Raw genomic sequence first — 18,100 nt, forward strand, 5'->3', positions numbered from 1 at the left:
CAAGAGATCCGTCCGCGCGCCGCCGAGGCGGCCGCGGAGACGACGACGGCGGGCGACCGGACGTGCCGGTCGCCCGCCGTGAGGGCGTCGCGCGGACGGGTCAGGAGGCCCGCGCGAAGGTCTGGATGCGGTCGATCTGGAGTGGCGGCTTCTTCTCGCCCGCGGTCACCGCCACCGGCAGCCGGTTCTGCGCCGGAGCGAGCGGGCACGTCACGAAGTTCGTGAACGCGCACGGGAAGGAGAAGGCGCGGTTGAAGTCGACCACGGTGTCACCGTCCCGTTCGGTGTCGGGGACGCGCACGAGCCGGCCGTTGCCGTAGGTCTCCTTGCCGCTCGTGGTGTCGGTGAAGTGCGCGTTGCCGCGCTCGATGCCCGTGTCGTCGTCCGGGCGCCCGGCGACGAGGAGCGTGTGCTCCGTCCCGTCCAGGGTGAACGTGACGGTGCCGATCACGCGCTGCTCCTCGAACACCCCGCGCTCGACCGTCGGGTAGTCCGACGCCTGCTCGGCCGTCCGCGTGAACCGCGCAGGGAGGACCCAGCGCTCGTCGAGCGGGAACGTCTCGATGTCGTCGAGGCGCTTGCCGGCCGCCTCGCGCGGGTCGCGGACGCGCACGCCGAAGATCTGGCGGCCGGTCGCGTCGGTGCGGCGGATCGTCTCGACGCGCAGGTCACCGAAGAACGCGGGCACGAGGGAGTACTTGTGGCCGGTCGACACGGGCGTCGGCGCCGTCACGGGTGCGCCGTCGAGCGTGACGGTCTCCCCGCTGCCGTCAGGCGTGTACACGACCTCGTCGTCCTGGACCGACCAGGTGCCGGGCACGCCCTCGACCTCGAGCGGCTCCGGGCCCGTCAGCCAGTCCTGGCTGACCATGGACATCCACCCGTACGGGCTCGTCAGCTCGTCGATCCGGGCGCGGTGCCACCGCTCCCACTCCTGGCGGTACTCGGCGCTCACTGCGGACATGTCGGTCCTCTCGTCGATGGGTCGGGTCACAGGTCGGGACAGGTTCAGGGTCGAGGGGTGCGCGTCAGGGCACGCGCGTCGCGCGCTCCACGAACGCGCACACCTGCGCGAACGAGTCGGCGTCGGCGAACGCGTTGCCCGCGGGGGTCCCGCCGGCCGACAGCTCGATGCCGGAGACGGGGTGGCGGGTCGGGCCCTGGGCGACGGGGAGGTGCGGCAGGGCGATCGAGTGGCCCGCGTCGGGGTAGTCGAGCAGCAGCGTCTCGTGCGCGTGGTCCGCGGCGCGCAGCGTCTCGACGACCTGGCGCGCGTACATGCTCGAGGGCCACAGGCCGTCGGCCATCCCGGAGACGCACGCGACGGGGCCTGCGATGCGCTCGACGGGGATGCGCGACGCGGCGGCGAATCCCCGGTCGCGGAGGCCGTCGACGTAGACGTCGCGGTACCGGTCCGGGGGCGGCCCGCCCGTCCACGGCTGCCACGTCACGCCGGGGTTGCCCTGCCACAGGTGCGGGAGCGGCTCGCCGCCCAGCGTCCACGTGGGTGAGTCCCACCCCTGCGCGGGGTCCGCGGCGCCCTGGGCGCCGTGCACGTGGGCCCCGGGCACGTAGGCGACGACGGCGCCCACCAGGCCGGGGTAGGTGGCGCCCAGCAGGAGGGCGAGCTCGCCGCCCCGCGACTGGCCGCTCACCACGACGACGCCGGCGCGCGGCGCGAGCTCGCGGTGCACGTGGCGCAGCGCGGTCTCGAAGTACTCCAGCGGCGTGCGGGTGATGTGGTCGGGCAGGCCGGGCACGCCGAAGTAGCCGAGCGCGAGCGCCTGCACGCCGCGCGACGCGTAGAGCGCGCCCCGCTGCTCGTTGATGCCGCCGCCGGAGCCGTTGAGCACGACGATCGTCGGGTGCGGGCCGTCGCCCGGCGGCACGAAGAGCGTGCCGACGAGCCCGCCCTCGCGGACGTCGCGGCGTCGCACCCCGGGTCCGGTCCAGCGCTGCACGAGGTCGGCCGTCGCGCGCTGCGTGCCGTCGGACTCGTCCCACGCGTCGAGGCGCGAGCGCAGCGGACGCGCGACGTCGGTCGTGGGCGGCCGACCGGGCGCCGCGTCCGGCGTCGTGCCGGGCGTCGGGTCGGGCCGCTGCGACGTGAGGAGCGCCATCCCGTCGACGCGCCCGTAGTCGCCGGACACCGGCGGGTCACGGTCGAGCCGGACGGTGCCGGCCCGGTCCGCGCGGTAGGTCGCGCGGGCGGACCAGGCGGTCCCGGCGCGGTCCGTCGTCGCGCGGACAGTGACGAGCGCGCCGGGTGCGGCGCCGCTCACCTCGATGCGGCGGGCGACGTCGAGCAGGTCGTCGGCGGGGCTGACGGTGAGCCGGAGCGTCACGGCGCGCCTCCCGTCGCCGGGTCCAGTGCGTCCCAGACGTCGCGGTCGACGTCGAACGCCTCCGCGTCCGGCCGGGCGCCCGGGAGGCGTCCTCCGGCGCGCGTCCAGTCGTCGCCGAGGCGGTCCGCCCGGTCGGCGAGGTCCTCGGCGCCGAACGCGCGGGGGTCGAGCGCGAGCACCCAGAGCCCGCGCCCGACGGCGTCGCCTCGTGCGCCGGTGAGCAGCCCGGCGAGCGCCTCCACCGTGAGGCCGAGCAGGGACCCGAGCAGACCGGCCGGGAGCAGCGTGCCGACGGCGCCCGCGTCCCGGGTGGGCTCGCCGTCGGGGCTGAGCGCGGCGCCGTCGGGCAGGGGATCGCCCTCCCGGGCGCGGCGCCGCGCGTCGGCGAGCGTGACGGCGCTCGTCGCGGCGTCCACGACGAGCGCACGCCCCTGCCCGTCCCGCGGCACCGCCACGGCGAGCGGGTTCGTGCCGACCACGGGGGCGGTCCCGCCGTACGGGGCGACGGTCGCGGGGGACTGGGCGAGCGCGACCCCGACCAGCCCGTCCTCGGCGAGCGCCCGGACGTACGCGCCGACGCGCCCCGTCCCGCCCGCGTGGCGCACGGCGACCACGCCGACGCCGTGCCCGCGCGCGAGCCCCGCGGCCCGGCGGACCGCCGCGGCGAGCGCGACCGGCCCGGGGAGGTCGTACGCGTCGAGCGTCGCGGTCGCGCCGGTCACGACGGCGGACGGTCCCGCGGTCCCGGCCCGTTCCGCCGTCGTCCGCTCGTGCGCGTCCCGCAGCTCGCGGACGAGGAGCGCGAGGCCGAACTCCGGCCACCCCGACGCGTCCCCCGCCACCACGGCGCGGGCCGCGAGGTCGGCATCGGCGGGGTCGTGGGCGGCGAGCGCCGCGCGGGCCCGGGCACGGGCGTCCGCGGCGTCGACGCGCACGGTGGGGGTGGCGGGCACGGCGGTCCTCTCGGGTGGTCGGGGTGGGGCGGGTCGTGCGGGTGGATCGGGGCGGGGGAGACGCTCAGTCGTCGCCGAAGAACGCCCCGGAGTCGATCGCGAGGCCCATCACGACGCTGCGACCGCGGCGGATGTGCTCGAGCTCGAGCCGGGCGGCGCGCTCGCCGTCGCCCGCGCGCAGCGCCTCGATGAGGAGCCGGTGGTCGTCGAGCGGCGGCCCCGGCTCCAGGGGTTGGCGGCCGCAGAGCCGGAACGCCCGCTCCAGGTCCTCGAGCGCCAGCTCGGTGATCGCGTGCAGCCGGGGGTTGCGCGAGTACTTCGCGACCCGGCAGTGGAACAGGTGCGACGCCGACAAGATCGACTGCACGTCCTGCGCCTGCGGGTACGTGCCCTCGGCGATGGCCGCGAGCTCGTCGACCTCGGCCGGGCTCGCGTGGGCGGCCGCGAGGCGCGTCGCCATCGGCCCCGTCGCCTCGCGCACGTCGAGCACGTCGACGAGCGTCTTGAGGGTCACCGGGGCGACGCGGCACAACGCGCGCGGGCGCACGTCCACGAGGCCGTCGTGGTCGAGGCGGTGCAGCGCGTCGCGCACCGGCGTGCGCGACGTCCCGAACTCGGACGCCGTCTCGGTGACGTCGATCTCCTCGCCAGGGCGCAGCTCGGTGAAGATGATCCGGCGTCGCAGCTCGTGGTAGATCCGGTCCGCGGCCGGGACGACGCTCATGCGTCGGCCCCGGGCACGCGGGACGGGTCGTGGTGGGTTCGGTTCATGCTGCCTCCTACTGACGGGACCAGGGCACGAGACGTCGTTCGAGCACCGTGACCAGGGTCGTGGAGAGGTAGCCCAGCACGGAGATGGTGACGATGCCCACGTACATCTTCGCGACGGCGAACGTCGTCCAGGAGCTCCAGATGAGGTAGCCCAGGCCGTTGCGCGACCCGACGAACTCCGAGGCCGCGATGATGACGAACGCGCCGCCCACGGCGAGCTTGAGCCCGGTGAAGATGCTCGGCAGCGCGGCGGGCAGCGCGACCGTGCGCCACCGCTGGAGCCGGCCCGCCCCGTTCGCGGTCGCCACGTCGAAGTAGATCTGCGGCGTCTGGAGCACGCCGCCCATCGCGTTGTAGAAGACGTAGAAGAACACGCCGATCGCGACGATCACGTACTTGCTCGCCTCGCCGAGGCCGAACACGAGGAGCAGCAGCGGGAAGATCGCGACCTTGGGCACGGGCAGCAGGCTCGCGAAGATCGGCCCGAGGAGCGTGCGCAGGGTCGTGACCGACCCGAGCGCGATCCCCAGGACCAGCCCGGGCACGGCGCCGAGCACGAACCCGATCGCGATGCGCGTGAGCGTGATGCCCGCGTGCTCGAAGAGCTCGCCGCTCCCGACGAGCTGCGCGAAGGTCTCGGCGATCGACGACGGCGGCGGGAAGAACCGCGCGTCGAGCACGTTCGTCCGGCTCGCGAGCTCCCACACGGCGAGGAGCAGGAGCGGCGTGAACGGCCCGACGATCCGCACGACGCGTCCCGTCCGCTTCCGGCGCAGCTTCTCCGTCAGCTCGCGCGTGATCTCGGCCGTGCGGTCGTCGGCGTCGCGGGGCGCGTCCGGGGCGCCGCCCCTCGCGGCAGGACCGGTCGGGCGGGCGGTGGTGCGCTCGTCGGTCGGGGTCGTCATGCGACCGCCTCCCGGACGCCCGCGGCGGAGCGCTCGTCCGCCCCCGCCGCGTCGTGCGCCTCGGCGTCCTGCGCCTCCGCGTCCCGCAGCAGCCGCCACAGCTCGTACGTGATCTCGCCGTGGCGGGGGTCGCGGCGCAGCTCGAGGATGTCGCGCGGGCGGTCGAACGGGACCCGCACGTCGGCGAGGATGCGCCCGGGCCGGGCCGACATGACGACGACGCGGTCCGCGAGCACGAGCGCCTCGTCGACGCTGTGCGTGATGAAGAGCACCGACCGCGAGGTCTGCGACCAGATCTTCAGCAGCTCCTGCTGGAGCACGACGCGCGTCTGCTCGTCGAGCGCGCCGAACGGCTCGTCCATGAGGAGGGTCGCGCCGTCGTCGGCCAGCGCCCGCGCGACCGAGGTGCGCTGCCGCATGCCGCCCGAGAGCTGATGCGGGTAGAAGCCCCGGAACTCCGTGAGGCCCACCATGTCCAGCAGGGGGGCGACGCGTTCGCGCCGGGCCGAGCGTCGCACGCCGCGCAGGCGCAGCGGGTACTCGACGTTCTGCTCGACCGTGAGCCACGGCAGCACGCCGTGGTCCTGGAAGACGACGGACGGTCGCGCCGCCATGGTCACCGTCCCGCGGTCGGCTTCCTCCAGGCCCGCGAGGATGCGCAGGAGGGTGCTCTTGCCGCACCCGGAGGGTCCGAGCACGCAGACGAACTCGTTGTCCTCGATGGTGAGCGACACGTCCTGGAGCGCGACGAGCACGTCGTCGCGGCGACGGTCGTGGAACCCCTTCCAGAGGCCCTCGACGGAGACGGCCGTCACGAGCCGAGCTCCGCGGCCCGCTCACGCGCCTGCTCGAGGAGGTCGGCGCGGAAGATGCTCTCGACGTCCGCCTCGCCCTCGTACTCGAGCGTGCCGCGGTCGCGGAAGAACTGCTCCTGGGCGTGCACGTCCTCCCAGTCGATCTCGCCCGTCGGGTCCTGCTCCGTGAGCGCGAGCGACGTGAGCGTCTCGACGGGCAGCTCGGTGTACCGCGCGATGATCTCCTGGTTCGCCGGGTCGTCCCAGCCGCCCGCCTCGAGCTCCGCGGCGGCGCGCAGGTACGCGGCCGTGAACGCGACGACCGCGTCGGGGTGCTCGTCGACGTACTCGGTGCTGAAGACCAGGGCGCCGAGCTCGGTGCCGGCGTGGTAGTCGATCGGGAGGATCTCGGACGCGATGCCCTCGCTCTCCAGCGACGACGAGATGGGCTCGATCGACCAGGCGGCGTCGACGGAGCCGCCCACGAGCGCGGGACCCGTCTCCGGCGGGCCGACGTTGACGAGCTCGACGTCGTCGAGCGTGAGGCCGCCGGCCTCCAGTGCCTTGGCCACCGAGTAGATGCCGAAGCCCCCGTCGCCGGGGATGCCGACGCGGCTGCCGGCGACCTGCTCGATCGACGTGATGCCGGAGTCGGCCGCGACGACGAACGGTGCCGGGTTCGGCCCGCTCTCCGGCACGCGCGAGACGCTCGCGATCACCGAGAGCGACGCGCCGGCCTCGGTGGCGTTGAACAGGCCCGCGCCCCACGTCGCGCCGCCGGCCGTGACGTTGTTCGTGCTGACGAGCTGGTAGGTCTCGCCGGACGTCCCGCCCTTGGCGAGGAGCTCGACGTCGACGCCCGCCTCCTCGAAGTACCCCTTGTCCTCCGCGAGGAAGAACGGCGCGTAGTCCGCGTAGGGGGAGTAGAGGAACGAGATCTGCGGCGCGGCATCGTCCCCGCCGCCGGACGGGTCGCTCCCGCCCGCACAGCCCGCGAGGACCCCTGCCGCCGCGACGAGCGAGATGGTGATCGACGAGCGGCGTGAGATAGCCATGAGTCCTCCTGGGTCTGACACACGAGCAAGCGCGTCGTGATGTGCTTGGCACTATGCGCTAGTGCATCAGTTGGCCCTAGCGGGACCCCGGATGTCTCGGATGTTGGGACGATGTAACGTCGGACGGCATCGGCCCGTCATTTCCCCAGGATGTGCGCCTTCTGCTCCGTGAGCTCGGCGTCCGTGAGGATGCCCTGGTCGCGCAGAGCGGCGAGCTCGCGCAGCTGCGCGATCCGCACGTCCATCGCGTCGGACGCGCGCTGCCCCGGCGTGGCGGGCGGGTCCGGAGGAGCAGTGGGCGGTGGGTCGTCGCCGGAGGCGGGTTCGCGCAGGCCGGAGGCCACGGCGAGCAGGCCGGCCAGGTCGGTGTCACGGAGCCGGTAGGACGTGAGCGACCCCGGGAGGGCGTGGCCGACGTCGCGCAGCATCTCCTGCACCAGCGCGCCCACGGGACCGCGGACGACGACCTCGACGTCGGCCCGCTGCCCCGGCGTCGCGGTGCGCAGCTCGACGAGCTCGAGACCGAGCGCGGCGAGCCGCTGGAGCAACCCGTAGAGCGCGGCCTGGTCGCGCACCGTCGCCTCGAGCAGCGTGCACTCCGCGGTCCGGCGCACGCCCAGCTCCGCCAGGTCGGCGGCAGGGAGCGTCACGGGCCCCAGCACCGTCACCTCGACCATCGTCGTGCCGTCCATGCGCCTCTCCCGGCTCGCCCACGTCGGTCCAGGATGTGCGCGCACCGGGCGGCGCGGATCACCCGGTGCGGGTGGCCCCTGGACGGTACGTCGGCGACTACCCCCGGCGGGTGAGCACCGATGGCGCTCCTCGACCCACAGTGAGAGCATCGCGAACGTTCGCGACCTGACACGAGGGGTGCCCCATGGACGGCTTCTGGGACTGGTTCTGGCTCATGGTGTGGTGGTTCTTCTTCATCGCCTACCTCGTCGTCCTGTTCCAGATCGTGGCCGACCTGTTCCGCGACAAGGCGCTCAGCGGCTGGTGGAAGGCGCTGTGGATCATCGCCCTGATCTTCGTCCCCTACCTGTCGGCGCTGGTCTACGTCATCGCCCGGGGTCGTGGCATGGCCGAACGGCACGCCGAGGAGGACCGCGCGCGGCGTCAGGTGATGGACGACTACGTCCGGGCGACCGCGAGCACCGGCCGTTCGCCGGCGAGCGAGATCGCGGACGCGAAGGCGCTCTACGACGCCGGGACGATCGACGCGGACGAGTTCGCCCAGCTCAAGGCGCGAGCGCTCGCCTGAGAGGCCGGGGATGACCGACGAGAGCGAGCCCGGGACCGGGGCCGGCACCGCGACCGACGACGTGGCCGCACGGCTCGCCGCGCTGGAGCGCGAGAACGCGGAGCTGCGGCGCCGCCTCGAGGAACGACCAGCCCCGGGCGGCGACGGGGCGGGGCTGGGCACGGGCACAGCGCCGCCGACCGCCGTGCGCCGTCCGCGGCGCCGGCTGCGGGCCGTGGCGTGCGCCGTGCTCATCACCCTGGGGGCGCTGCTCGCCCCACTGGGCGCGGTCTCGGCGTGGGCGCAGCGCGAGCTGACCGACACCGACCGGTACGTCGCGACCGTCGGCCCGCTCGCCGCGGACCCGGTCGTGCAGTCCGCCGTCGCGGGACGCCTCACCGAGGAGGTCATGTCCCGCATCGACGTCGGGGCGCTCGTCGACGACCTCGTCGGAGGGCTGGAGGAGCGGGACGTCCCGCCGCGCGCCACCCAGGCGCTCGCCGCGCTCGAGGCGCCGCTCCAGAGCGGCGTCGAGTCCCTGGTGCACGAGACCGCGACCCGGCTCGTCGAGAGCGACGCGTTCGAGGGCGCCTGGCTCCAGGCGAACCGCGTGGCGCACCAGCAGCTCGTCTCGGTCATGCGCGGCGAGGACGGGGACATCCTCCAGGTCGACGACGGCCGCCTCAGCATCCAGCTCTCCGGTCTGATCGACCTGCTCAAGGAGCGGCTCGTCGACCGCGGGCTGGACGTGGCCGCGCGCATCCCGTCGGTCGACGCGACGTTCACCATCGCGCAGTCCGCGGAGCTCGTCATGCTCCAGAACCGGTACGCGCAGATCGTGACGCTCACGACGTGGCTGCCGTGGGTCGCGCTCGGTCTGCTCGCCGCCGGTGTCCTCGTCGCGAACCGTCGGGCGCGTGCGCTCGTCGTCGCCGGGCTTGCGCTGACGGGGGCGATGGTCGGGCTCGGCGTCGGGCTCGCGGTCGCGCGCGGCCTCTACCTCGGGGCGCTCTCCGGGCAGGTCCTGCGGCTCGACGCGGCCGAGGTCGTGTTCGACCAGGCCGTGGGGTACCTGCGCCTCACGCTGCGCACGGTCGGGGTGCTCGGCCTGGTCGTCGCGCTCGCCGCGTACCTGGGCGGCTCGAGCGAGTCCGCGCGCAGCCTGCGAGCGGGGCTCGGGCGCATGGGCGCCGCCGTGCGGGGGTGGGGCGAGGGCCGCGGGGTCTCGGCGGGTCCCGTGGGCGACTGGCTCGGGCGGCACAAGGCGTTCGTGCGCGTCGTGGTCATCGGGGCGGCGGCGGTCGTCCTGCTGCTCGCCGGATCCCTGACGCCGGGCCTCGTGGTCGGCGTCGCGCTCGTCGCCGGCCTCCTGCTCGTCGTGGTCGAGATCCTCGCCCGACCGCCCGTGGTCACCGAGCCGGCGAGCTCGTCGTGATCGACGCCGTCGAGCCGCCGCCCGGGGCCCGGCCGGCCTGACCTCTTTCCACCCGGCGTTCGCCCTGCGCTTCCCTGGCCCCGGGAATAGCCTGCCCTCATGACCTCGGTCGAGCCGCGTGCCGAGCTGGAGGACGTCGCGCTCGTCGCCGACAGCTTCGAGACGATGCATGCCCGGACCTCGGTCCCGGCGCTCCCCGCCTCGACCGTTCCGCGGCCCGCGGTCGAGGCGCTCGTGGCCGCCGCGGTGGCGCGGCGCCTGACGCTCGTGTCGGCCGGGCCCGGCTGGGGCAAGACCACCGCGGTGGCTCGGTGGGCGCGTGCCGAGACCGGCCCGCGGGTCGCCTGGCTGACGCTGGAGCCGTTCGACGACAAGCCGGCCGTGTTCTGGGCCGACGTCCTGTCTGCGCTGCGTGCCGCCGGCGCCGTCCCCCCGGGGCACCCGCTCGAGACGCTCGTCGTCCCGCCGCGGCTCTCGCCCGCGCTCCTGCGCCGGATCCTCACCGCCGTCGAGCAGCTTCCGGAGCCGGTCGTGCTCGTGCTGGACGACTTCCACCACGCGGCGCGCGCCGACGTCGCCGCGACCGTCGACGACATGCTGCGCTACCCGCTGCCCCTCCACCTCGTCGTGCTCACGCGCGTCGACCCGCTGGTCCGGCTCCAGCGGTTGCGCGCGCAGGGTGAGGTCGCCGAGGTGGGTGCGGCCGACCTCGCGTTCGACGCCCCTGCCGTCACGACGCTCGCCGCGGTGCAGGGGAAGCCGCTCTCGGCGTCCGACGCGGGGCGCGTCCTCGGCGAGACGGGCGGCTGGGCGGTGGGCGTCCGCCTCCGGGTCGAGGCCGACGACGCCGCGAGCCGGGCCCGTGCCGACCGCTCGGCGGCGGAGTTCCTCCTGGCGGAGGTCCTCGACGGCCAGGACCCGGCGACCCGCAGCTTCCTCCTGCGCACGAGCGTGACGTCGGCCGTGTGCCCCGACCTCGCGGCCGCGCTGGACCCGGGGGCACCGGCGGAGCGGCTCCTCCCGGGCCTCGCCGCGGCCGACGGCTTCGTCATGACGGCGGGCGAGCATCGCACCTGGTACCGGTACCACCCGCTCCTGCGCGAGATGCTCCTGAGCCAGCTCCGGGTCGAGGACCCGGCTCGGCTGCGCGACGGGCACCGCGCAGCGGCGCGCTGGTTCGCGCGGGACGGCGAGGCGGTGCGGGCGCTCGAGCACGCGGCCGCAGCGGAGGACTGGCCCCTCGTGGGCGAGGTCTTCGTCGAGGGGGCCGCCGCGCAGCTCGCGGGCCCGCACCGGGAGACCGTCGCGGACACCCTGCGACGCGTGCCGTACGCGACGATCGGGGTGGACGCGCGGTTGCACCTGTGCGCGGGCGCGCTGGCGTACGTCGACGAGCGGTTCGACGCCGCCCGCGGCCACGTCGCGACGGCCCGCGACCTCCTCGACCCCGCCGAGCAGCCCGCCGCGGCCGTGCTCCTGGAGCTCCTCGACGCCTCGATCGCGCGCGCGACGGGGGACGTGCGCGGCCTCGCGACGGCGGCCGGCGCCGCCCTCGCGACCGCGGACGGGGCGCCGTACCCGTTCCCCGCGCTCGACACCTACCGCGGCCTCGCGCGAGCCCACCGCTCCGCGGGCCTCGCCTGGTGCTCGGTCGGCCCCGAGCCGGCGACGGCCTCGTCCGCGCTCGCGCCGCCGCCCGGTCGCGCCTGGCGGGCTCCCCAGCTCTTCGTCCTGGGCGCACGGGCGGCCGCGTCCCTCCTTGCTGTCGCGGAGGGACGGCTCGACGAGGGCGACGCGGTCGCGCGGGAGGTCGTCGCGGAGGCCGAGCCTCGGGGCTGGGCCGGGCACGCCCACGTGCGCCCGGCGCACGCGGCCCGGGCGTGGGCGCTGTACCTGCGCGCGTCGGACGACGCCCTCGACCGGGAGCTCGCGCACGCGCTGGCGGCAGACTCCGGTGGGCGTGAGCCGGCGTCCGAGGCGGCAGTCCGTCTCCTCCAGGCACTGGTGGCCGCGGACCGTGGGCACGCCGGGGCCGCGCGGCACGCGCTGGTCGCGGCCGACCGTGCGCTCGGACCCGTCGCGACGCCTCCGCTGCTCGCCGACCTATGGGTCCGGGCGACGGCCACGGTCCGGCTGCTCGACGACGGGACGCAGCCGGCGCTGCCGGTGCGCGTCCGGCGGGAGGGGCTGGGCACGGCCGCCGTCGTCGCGGTGTGCGGCGCGCGCGAGCTGCTCGCCACGGGGCGGACCGGGGCCGCGCTGCGCGCCGTCGCGGGGCTCGTGGACGCGGGGGAGGACGAGGTGGACGACGTCGTGCGGGTCGAGGCGGCGCTCGTCGAGGCCTCGGCCCTGGCCCGGGCCGGCACCCGCCGCGTGGAGGTCCCGCTGGCCCGCGCCCTGGACCTCGCAGCCGTCGAGCGGGTCGCGCGCCCGTTCCTCACCGTCGTCGTGCGCGAGCTGCGTCCGGCCCTCGCGCGCGCCGTCGCCGCGCGCGACGACGCGCTCGCCGCGCGGCTGCGCGCCCACCTCGACCCCGCGGACCGCGCGCCGGAGCCGGCCCCGCTCGTCGAGCCCCTCACCGAGCGGGAGCTGGCGATCCTCGCCGTCCTGCCGTCGATGGCCAGCAACGTCGAGATCGCCGAGGACTTCTTCGTCTCAGTGAACACCGTGAAGGCGCACCTCAAGTCCGTCTACCGCAAGCTCGGCGTGAGCTCGCGCCGCGACGCCGTGCGTCGGGGCCGCGAGCTCGGCGTCGTGCCCTGAGCAGCCGCCCTCAGACCTGCGCGGGCGAGACCGGGGCGGGCGCGACCCGGGTGAGGGCTCCGGCGTTGGCGGGCGTGCCCCGGTGCCGGTCGACCTGCCGCAGCACGAGCTTGCCGAGCTCGGCCAGCACGAGGAACGCGAGCGCGACGAGCGCGCACACGCCCCACTGGCCGCCGTCGAGGTCGACCGTGCCGAAGATCCGCTGGAGGCCGTCGAGGGTCGTGACGAGGAACGTCAGACCCAGGGAGGCGAGGAGCAGCACGACGAACCGGCCGTTGGCGAGCGTCTCGAACGACAGGATGCTGGCCCGCGGGTCGCGCCACTCGAGCGCGGCGACGACGTGCAGGAGCGACATCGCGGTGAGGCCCATCGTCGTCGCGACGGCCAGGTCGGCGTCGGCCTCGCCCCACGCCACGGCGACGAGCGAGCCGACGGCGATGAGCACGCCGCCGACGGCGAGCCGGACCCCGAGCCCGCGCCCGATGACCGGCTCGGTCGGCGGCCGGGGGCGGCGGCGCATGAGGCCGGGCGTCGCGGCGTCGAAGCCGAGGCCGATCGCGAGCAGCACGTCGATCGCGAAGTTCACCCAGAGGATCTGGAGCGGCGTGAGCGGCGTGCCGCCCGCGACCGTGAAGATCCCGGCGCCCACGAACGTGAGGATGAAGCCGACGAGCACGACCATCTGGAAGCGGATGTACTTCATGAGGTTGTCGTAGAGCCCGCGACCTCCCTCGACGGCGGCCACGATGGTCGCGAAGTTGTCGTCGGTGAGGATCATCTCCGCGGCGTCCTTGGTCACCTCGGTGCCGGTGATGCCCATCGCCACGCCGATGTCCGCGCGCGTGAGCGCCGGGGCGTCGTTGACGCCGTCGCCCGTCATGGCCACGACGTCGCCCGTGCGCTTGAGCACGTCGACGAGGCGCACCTTGTCCTCGGGCGCGACGCGCGCGACCACGCCGATCTCCCCGACCTCCGCCTCGAGCTGGGCGTCGGACATCGCGGCGAACTCGGCCCCGGTCAGCGCGCGGCCCTCGATGCCGAGCTGCCCGGCGATCGCGGCCGCGGTGGTGACGTGGTCGCCCGTGATCATCCGGACGCGGATGCCGGCGTCGCGGCACTCCGCGATGGCGTCGCGCGCCTCCCGCCGCGGCGGGTCGACGATGCCGACGAGCGCGACCAGCTCGAGGTCGCGCACCGCGTCGAGGAGCTCCCCGGACAGCTCGTCCCGGCCGACGGTCCGCCGCGCCACGGCGAGCACGCGCATGCCCTCGCCCGCGAGCGCGTCGTTCTCGGCCACGACGCGCGCGCGGGCGTCGTCGTCGAGGGGCGCCGTCCCGCCGTCGGCGGTGAGGTAGCGGCTCGACCGGGCGAGCAGCACGTCCGGGGCGCCCTTGACGAAGCACGTGAGCACGCCGTCGATGTCGTGGAACGTCGCCATGAACTTGTACGCCGCGTCGAACGGGACCTCCGCGACGCGGGGGTGCTCGGCCCGCGTCTCCTCGACGTCGAGGCCCGCCTTCGCGGCCAGGACGACGACGGCGCCCTCGGTGGGGTCGCCGATGCACTCGCCGTCGCGCACGACGGCGTCGCTCGCGAGCGCGAGGGGCAGCGCGACGGGCTCGAGCGGGACGTCCGTCGAGCCCGCGGCCGCCAGGATGCGGCCGGTCGTGGAGTAGCCCTCGCCGTCGACCGAGAACCGGCGGCCCGCGAGGACGAGGCGGCGCGCCGTCATCTGGTTGAGCGTGAGGGTCCCGGTCTTGTCCGAGCAGATGGCCGACGTCGACCCGAGCGTCTCGACCGACTTCAGGCGCTTGACGATCGCGCCCTCCTCGGCGAGCCGGCGCGTGCCGAGCGACAGCAGCATCGTCACCACGGCGGGGAGGCCCGTCGGGATCGCGGCGATGGCCAGGCTGATCCCGACCACGAACAGGCTGTCGAAGTCCTCGCCGCGCACGAGGCCCAGGACCACCACGACGACGAGGGCGATCGCCGCCATGACGGTGATGATCACCGTGATGCGGTCGAGCTGGCGCGTGAGCGGCGTCTTGTCCTGCTCGACGCCGCTGAGCATCCCGGAGATGCGGCCCACCTCGGTCGTCATGCCCGTCGCGGTGACGACCATCTCGCCGCGCCCGCGCGTCACCTGCGAGTTCATGTACGCCATGTCGGTGCGGTCGCCGAGCGGCGCGTCCTCGGCGACGACCGTCTCGACGCCCTTGGCGACCGGGGTGCTCTCGCCGGTCAGCCCCGCCTCCTCGATCTCCAGCGACGCGGCGACGAGCAGCCGCCCGTCCGCGGGGATCTTGCTCCCGGCCTCGAAGCCGACGACGTCGCCCGGCACGAGCTCCTCCGCGGGCACCTGCTCCTGCCGCCCGTCGCGGCGCACGGTGGCCGTCATGACGAGCATCTGCTGCAGCGCCGCGACGCTCTGGGCGGCCTTGCCCTCCTGGTGCAGGCCCATGAGGGCGTTGAGCACGGTGAGGCCGAGGACGACGACGCCCGTCGTGACGTCGCCGAGCGCGATGATGCTCACGACCGCCGCCCCGACGAGCACGAGCTGCATGAGGTCCCGGTACTGGCGCAGGAACGCCTGCCACGGCTTCTCCTTGCGCTCCTCCGCGAGCGCGTTGGGCCCGTACCGGGCGCGCCGCTCGGCGACCTGCGCCGACGTCAGCCCGACCGCCGGGTCGACGTCGAGGGCCGCGCACACGGCCTCCGTCGAGGCGGTGTGCCACGGGCCCGTGGCGGGAGGGACCTGCTGTCGGGGGATCTGCGCAGCCGTCATCGTGGGCTCCTCTCCGGCGCTCGTCACCACCGTCGCAGCGGACCCGGGGCGGAGCCTCACCCGTCGGGGGTGAACGCGGCGCACCGGGCACGGCCGGGAGCGCCGGGTCAGGACCGCGACCCGACCAGCCCGCTCTCGTAGGCGACGATCACGGCCTGGACCCGGTCCCGGACCCCGAGCTTGGCGAGGAGGTTGCCCACGTGCGTCTTGACCGTCGTCGACGACAGCACGAGGCGCTCGGCGATCTCGGCGTTGGACAGGCCCTCGGCCACGCACCGCAGCACGTCGAGCTCCCGGGGCGTGAGCGACCGCAGGCGCGGGTCGAGGCCGTCGTCCGTCGGCTGCTCGCCGGCGGGCAGATGCGGGGCGAAGAGGTCGAGCATGCGGCGCAGCACCCGGGGCGCGACCACCGAGCTCCCCGCGGCGACGGTGCGGATCGCCTCGACGAGGTCGTGCGGGCGGGCGTTCTTCAGCAGGAAGCCGCTCGCGCCGGAGCGCAGCGCCGCGAACGCGTACTCGTCGACGTCGAACGTGGTCAGCACGAGCACGCGCGTCCCGGGGTGCTCCGCGACGACGCGGCGGGTCGCCTCGATGCCGTCCATCCCGGGCATCCGGACGTCCATGACGACGACGTCCGGGGCGAGCGCCGCGACCTGGTCGAGCGCGACCCGGCCGTCGGACGCCTCGCCGACCACCTCGAGGTCGGGCTCCGACTCGATCACGAGCCGGAAGCCCATCCGCAGGAGCGCCTGGTCGTCCACGAGCAGCACGGTCGTCATGGGAGCCCACCCTCGTCCTCGTCGTGCGGCTGGTCGCGCGGCTCGTCCCGGGGCCCGGGCCACGGAAGGGCGACGCGCACGACCCACCCGCCCTCGGGGCGCGGGCCGGCCTCGACGCTGCCGCCGAGCAGGGCGGCGCGCTCGCGCATGCCGAGGATGCCGCGGCCGGTCCCGCCGCCCGTGCCGGGTCGGGTGCCACCTGCGTCGCGGACCTCGACCTCGACGACGTCCGCGCCGCGCCGCACCTCGACCCGCGCGTCGGCCGTCCCGGGCGCGTGCCGCAGGACGTTCGTCAGCGCCTCCTGCACGACCCGCACCACCGCGAGCCGGAGCGACGTGTCCTCCGGGAGCGGGACGTCGAGGCCGGTCGCCGTCACGGGCACGCCCGCGGCGCGGAAGCGCGCGACGACCGCCGCGAGGTCCGTCGCCGTCGGCTCCGGCCGCCCGTCCGGCGCCACGGGCTCCTCGTCGCCGGGGTCGAGCGCGCCGAGGACGCGCTGCATGTCGGTCAGCGCCTCGCGCCCCGTCCGGGAGAGCTCCCGCAGAGCCTCGCGCGAGCGGTCGGGCGCACGGTCGAGCGCGGCACCCGCGCCGTCGGACAGCGCGACCATCACCGAGACGCTGTGCGCGACGACGTCGTGCATCTCCCGGGCGATGCGGGTGCGCTCGGCCGCGCGGGCGAGCGCCGCGCTCTGGTCCCGGTCGCGGGCCATGGCCCGATAGCGCTCCGCCAGGTCCTCGGCGTGCAGCCGCCGGGCACGGGCGCCGGAGCCCGTGGCCATGCCGAGGAGCAGGAGCGCGAGCAGGAGCGAGACGGACGCGGACCGGCGGCCGGGGGAGAAGGGCGGCTCGGCGAGGTCCCGTACGGGGTCGCCGTCCGGTGCCACGACCGGGTCGCTCCAGAGCAGGATCTCGGCGAGGCCGATGTCCTGCCACCACCACAGCGCGACGGTGACGACGGCGAGCACCGCCGCGCACGTCAGCCACGCCGTACGCGGCGGGCGCGACGCCGCGACGGCGTGCACCGCGCACGCGAGGCACACCCCGAGCACCCCCAGCACGCCCGCGGCCGCGAGCGACGCGACGGCCAGTGCCGTGATCGCGGCCGCGACGACGAGCGGTCGCGTGCGACGGGCGAGCAGGAGCGTCGCCCCGAGGACCGTCCCGGCGAGCCAGGCCGTGACGACCACCTGGGCGACGGGCTCGTCGGGCCGGAAGAGGCCGAGCCCGGTAGACCCCTCGACCGTCGCGAGCCCGAGGACCGCGGTGACGAGCCCGAGCGCCACGACGCCGGCGACGAGCGCCGCGTCCGCGGCCCGCGGGCGGTCGGCGAGGAACCGGCCGAGCGGCCCGCGCCGCCGGAGGTCGGGCGGGGTGAGGGCGACGTCGTCGGTCGCCGTGCGCACGGCAGTGGCGGGGGACGGCGGGGGCATGGCCCCACTCTCCCATCCGTCTCCCGCCGGGTCAGGTGACGTCATGGCGACGCAGGCGGATCCCCGCCGCGACGAGCAGGACGACGGCCCACGCCGCGAGCACGAGACCGCCCGCCCACGGACCGACGAACGGGCCCGGCGTCGTCGCCTCGAGGACGGCGAGCTGCTCGTCGCCCTGGAGGAGCCGTGCCCCGGCGCCCGGGAGGAGGGTGCGCGCCGTGTCGGCGACCCGGCCGGGGTTCGTGGCGAGGAGGTGGTCGAGCACGACGACCAGGACCACCCCGGCGACGAGCGCGGCGTCGGGCCGGCGCAGCAGCGCCCCGAGCCCCAGACCGACGAGCGCGACCCCGGTCTGGTAGAGCACGAACCCCCCGAGGAGGCGCGCCGTCTCGGGGTCCGCGACGTCTAGCACGAGCCCGGTCGCCGCGCGCTGCGCCGCCGTCGCCGCGAGCGCCGCGCCCAGCGCGACGGCGGCCGTGACGGCCGCGACCGCCGTCGTGACGAGCACCTGGGCCGCGAGCACGGGGATGCGCCGGGGGACCGCGACGAAGGTGACGCGCGCCGTGCCGGTGCGGAACTCGCCCGCGCCGGTCGTCGCGCCCAGGACGAGGAACCCGAGCTGGGCGAGCACGTACCCGGCGACGGCCACGGGCGCGCCGGACGCGCCGTCGTCGGGCCGGGCGAACAGGCCGAGGGCCCAGGCGCTGGCGGCCGACGCCGCGACCGTCGCGAGGGCGAGCCAGCCCGTCGCGCGCAGGCTCGTGAGCTTGTCCCACTCGGCCGCGAGCACCCGGCGGAGGGTCACCGGCGAACGGTCCGCGGGGCGGGCGGCGGGGATCTGC

At 75.7% G+C, this 18,100-nt stretch carries 15 protein-coding genes; 3 read left to right on the forward strand and 12 right to left on the reverse strand.

All coding sequences use genetic code 11. The features are described from left to right. Window positions 1-100 precede the first annotated feature (100 nt). The 8 genes from NF338_RS07165 to NF338_RS07200 all read right to left on the reverse strand — a co-directional run bounded on the left by NF338_RS07165 (window position 101) and on the right by NF338_RS07200 (window position 7,515). Window positions 101-964 carry a DUF1684 domain-containing protein gene (locus NF338_RS07165; RefSeq protein ID WP_264030141.1) on the reverse strand — a complete coding sequence of 288 codons (864 nt, stop codon included), beginning with the start codon at window positions 962-964 and terminating at the stop codon, window positions 101-103. Window positions 965-1,028: 64 nt separating this feature from the next. Continuing rightward, window positions 1,029-2,345, reverse strand: a complete 1,317-nt coding sequence (locus NF338_RS07170) for an acyl-CoA thioesterase/BAAT N-terminal domain-containing protein (protein ID WP_264030142.1) — start codon at window positions 2,343-2,345, stop codon at window positions 1,029-1,031. Further along, window positions 2,342-3,298 carry an Ldh family oxidoreductase gene (locus NF338_RS07175; RefSeq protein WP_264030143.1) on the reverse strand — a complete coding sequence of 319 codons (957 nt, stop codon included), beginning with the start codon at window positions 3,296-3,298 and terminating at the stop codon, window positions 2,342-2,344. The genes NF338_RS07170 and NF338_RS07175 overlap by 4 nt, the downstream gene beginning before the upstream one ends. Window positions 3,299-3,362: 64 nt before the next feature. Then, window positions 3,363-4,022: a GntR family transcriptional regulator gene (locus NF338_RS07180; protein ID WP_021483335.1), complete on the reverse strand. Its 660-nt coding sequence runs from the start codon at window positions 4,020-4,022 to the stop codon at window positions 3,363-3,365. A gap of 55 nt (window positions 4,023-4,077) precedes the next feature. Continuing rightward, window positions 4,078-4,974, reverse strand: a complete 897-nt coding sequence (locus NF338_RS07185; protein ID WP_264030144.1) for an ABC transporter permease — start codon at window positions 4,972-4,974, stop codon at window positions 4,078-4,080. Then, window positions 4,971-5,789 carry an ABC transporter ATP-binding protein gene (locus tag NF338_RS07190; RefSeq protein WP_264030145.1) on the reverse strand — a complete coding sequence of 273 codons (819 nt, stop codon included), beginning with the start codon at window positions 5,787-5,789 and terminating at the stop codon, window positions 4,971-4,973. Before NF338_RS07190 ends, NF338_RS07185 begins: the two co-directional genes overlap by 4 nt. Beyond that, complete coding sequence (locus tag NF338_RS07195) at window positions 5,786-6,823, reverse strand: ABC transporter substrate-binding protein (protein WP_264030146.1); 1,038 nt, start codon at window positions 6,821-6,823, stop codon at window positions 5,786-5,788. Before NF338_RS07195 ends, NF338_RS07190 begins: the two co-directional genes overlap by 4 nt. A gap of 137 nt (window positions 6,824-6,960) precedes the next feature. Beyond that, on the reverse strand, window positions 6,961-7,515 hold the full coding sequence (locus tag NF338_RS07200; protein ID WP_264030147.1) for an SHOCT domain-containing protein: 555 nt from the start codon (window positions 7,513-7,515) through the stop codon (window positions 6,961-6,963). 185 nt (window positions 7,516-7,700) lie between these two features. Here NF338_RS07200 and NF338_RS07205 point away from each other — a divergent pair, with 185 nt between their 5' ends. From NF338_RS07205 to NF338_RS07215, 3 genes are all read left to right on the forward strand, one after another. Beyond that, window positions 7,701-8,084, forward strand: a complete 384-nt coding sequence (locus NF338_RS07205) for an SHOCT domain-containing protein (protein ID WP_264030148.1) — start codon at window positions 7,701-7,703, stop codon at window positions 8,082-8,084. 10 nt (window positions 8,085-8,094) lie between these two features. Further along, complete coding sequence (locus tag NF338_RS07210; protein ID WP_264030149.1) at window positions 8,095-9,498, forward strand: hypothetical protein; 1,404 nt, start codon at window positions 8,095-8,097, stop codon at window positions 9,496-9,498. Window positions 9,499-9,597: 99 nt separating this feature from the next. Further along, complete coding sequence (locus NF338_RS07215; RefSeq protein ID WP_264030150.1) at window positions 9,598-12,261, forward strand: LuxR C-terminal-related transcriptional regulator; 2,664 nt, start codon at window positions 9,598-9,600, stop codon at window positions 12,259-12,261. 10 nt (window positions 12,262-12,271) lie between these two features. Here NF338_RS07215 and NF338_RS07220 read toward each other — a convergent pair whose 3' ends face one another. The 4 genes from NF338_RS07220 to NF338_RS07235 all read right to left on the reverse strand — a co-directional run bounded on the left by NF338_RS07220 (window position 12,272) and on the right by NF338_RS07235 (window position 18,063). Further along, a complete protein-coding gene (locus NF338_RS07220) occupies window positions 12,272-15,046 on the reverse strand; it encodes a cation-translocating P-type ATPase (RefSeq protein WP_264030151.1) in 2,775 nt (924 codons plus the stop codon). Between the two features lie 107 nt (window positions 15,047-15,153). Then, a complete protein-coding gene (locus NF338_RS07225) occupies window positions 15,154-15,825 on the reverse strand; it encodes a response regulator (RefSeq protein ID WP_264030152.1) in 672 nt (223 codons plus the stop codon). After that, a complete protein-coding gene (locus NF338_RS07230) occupies window positions 15,822-17,258 on the reverse strand; it encodes a sensor histidine kinase (RefSeq protein WP_264030153.1) in 1,437 nt (478 codons plus the stop codon). Before NF338_RS07230 ends, NF338_RS07225 begins: the two co-directional genes overlap by 4 nt. A 31-nt stretch (window positions 17,259-17,289) precedes the next feature. Continuing rightward, a complete protein-coding gene (locus tag NF338_RS07235) occupies window positions 17,290-18,063 on the reverse strand; it encodes a hypothetical protein (RefSeq protein ID WP_264030154.1) in 774 nt (257 codons plus the stop codon). Window positions 18,064-18,100 lie beyond the last annotated feature (37 nt).

It is taken from the genome of Cellulosimicrobium sp. SH8, assembly GCF_025818875.1.
Classification (GTDB): Bacteria; Actinomycetota; Actinomycetes; order Actinomycetales; family Cellulomonadaceae; genus Cellulosimicrobium; species Cellulosimicrobium cellulans_D.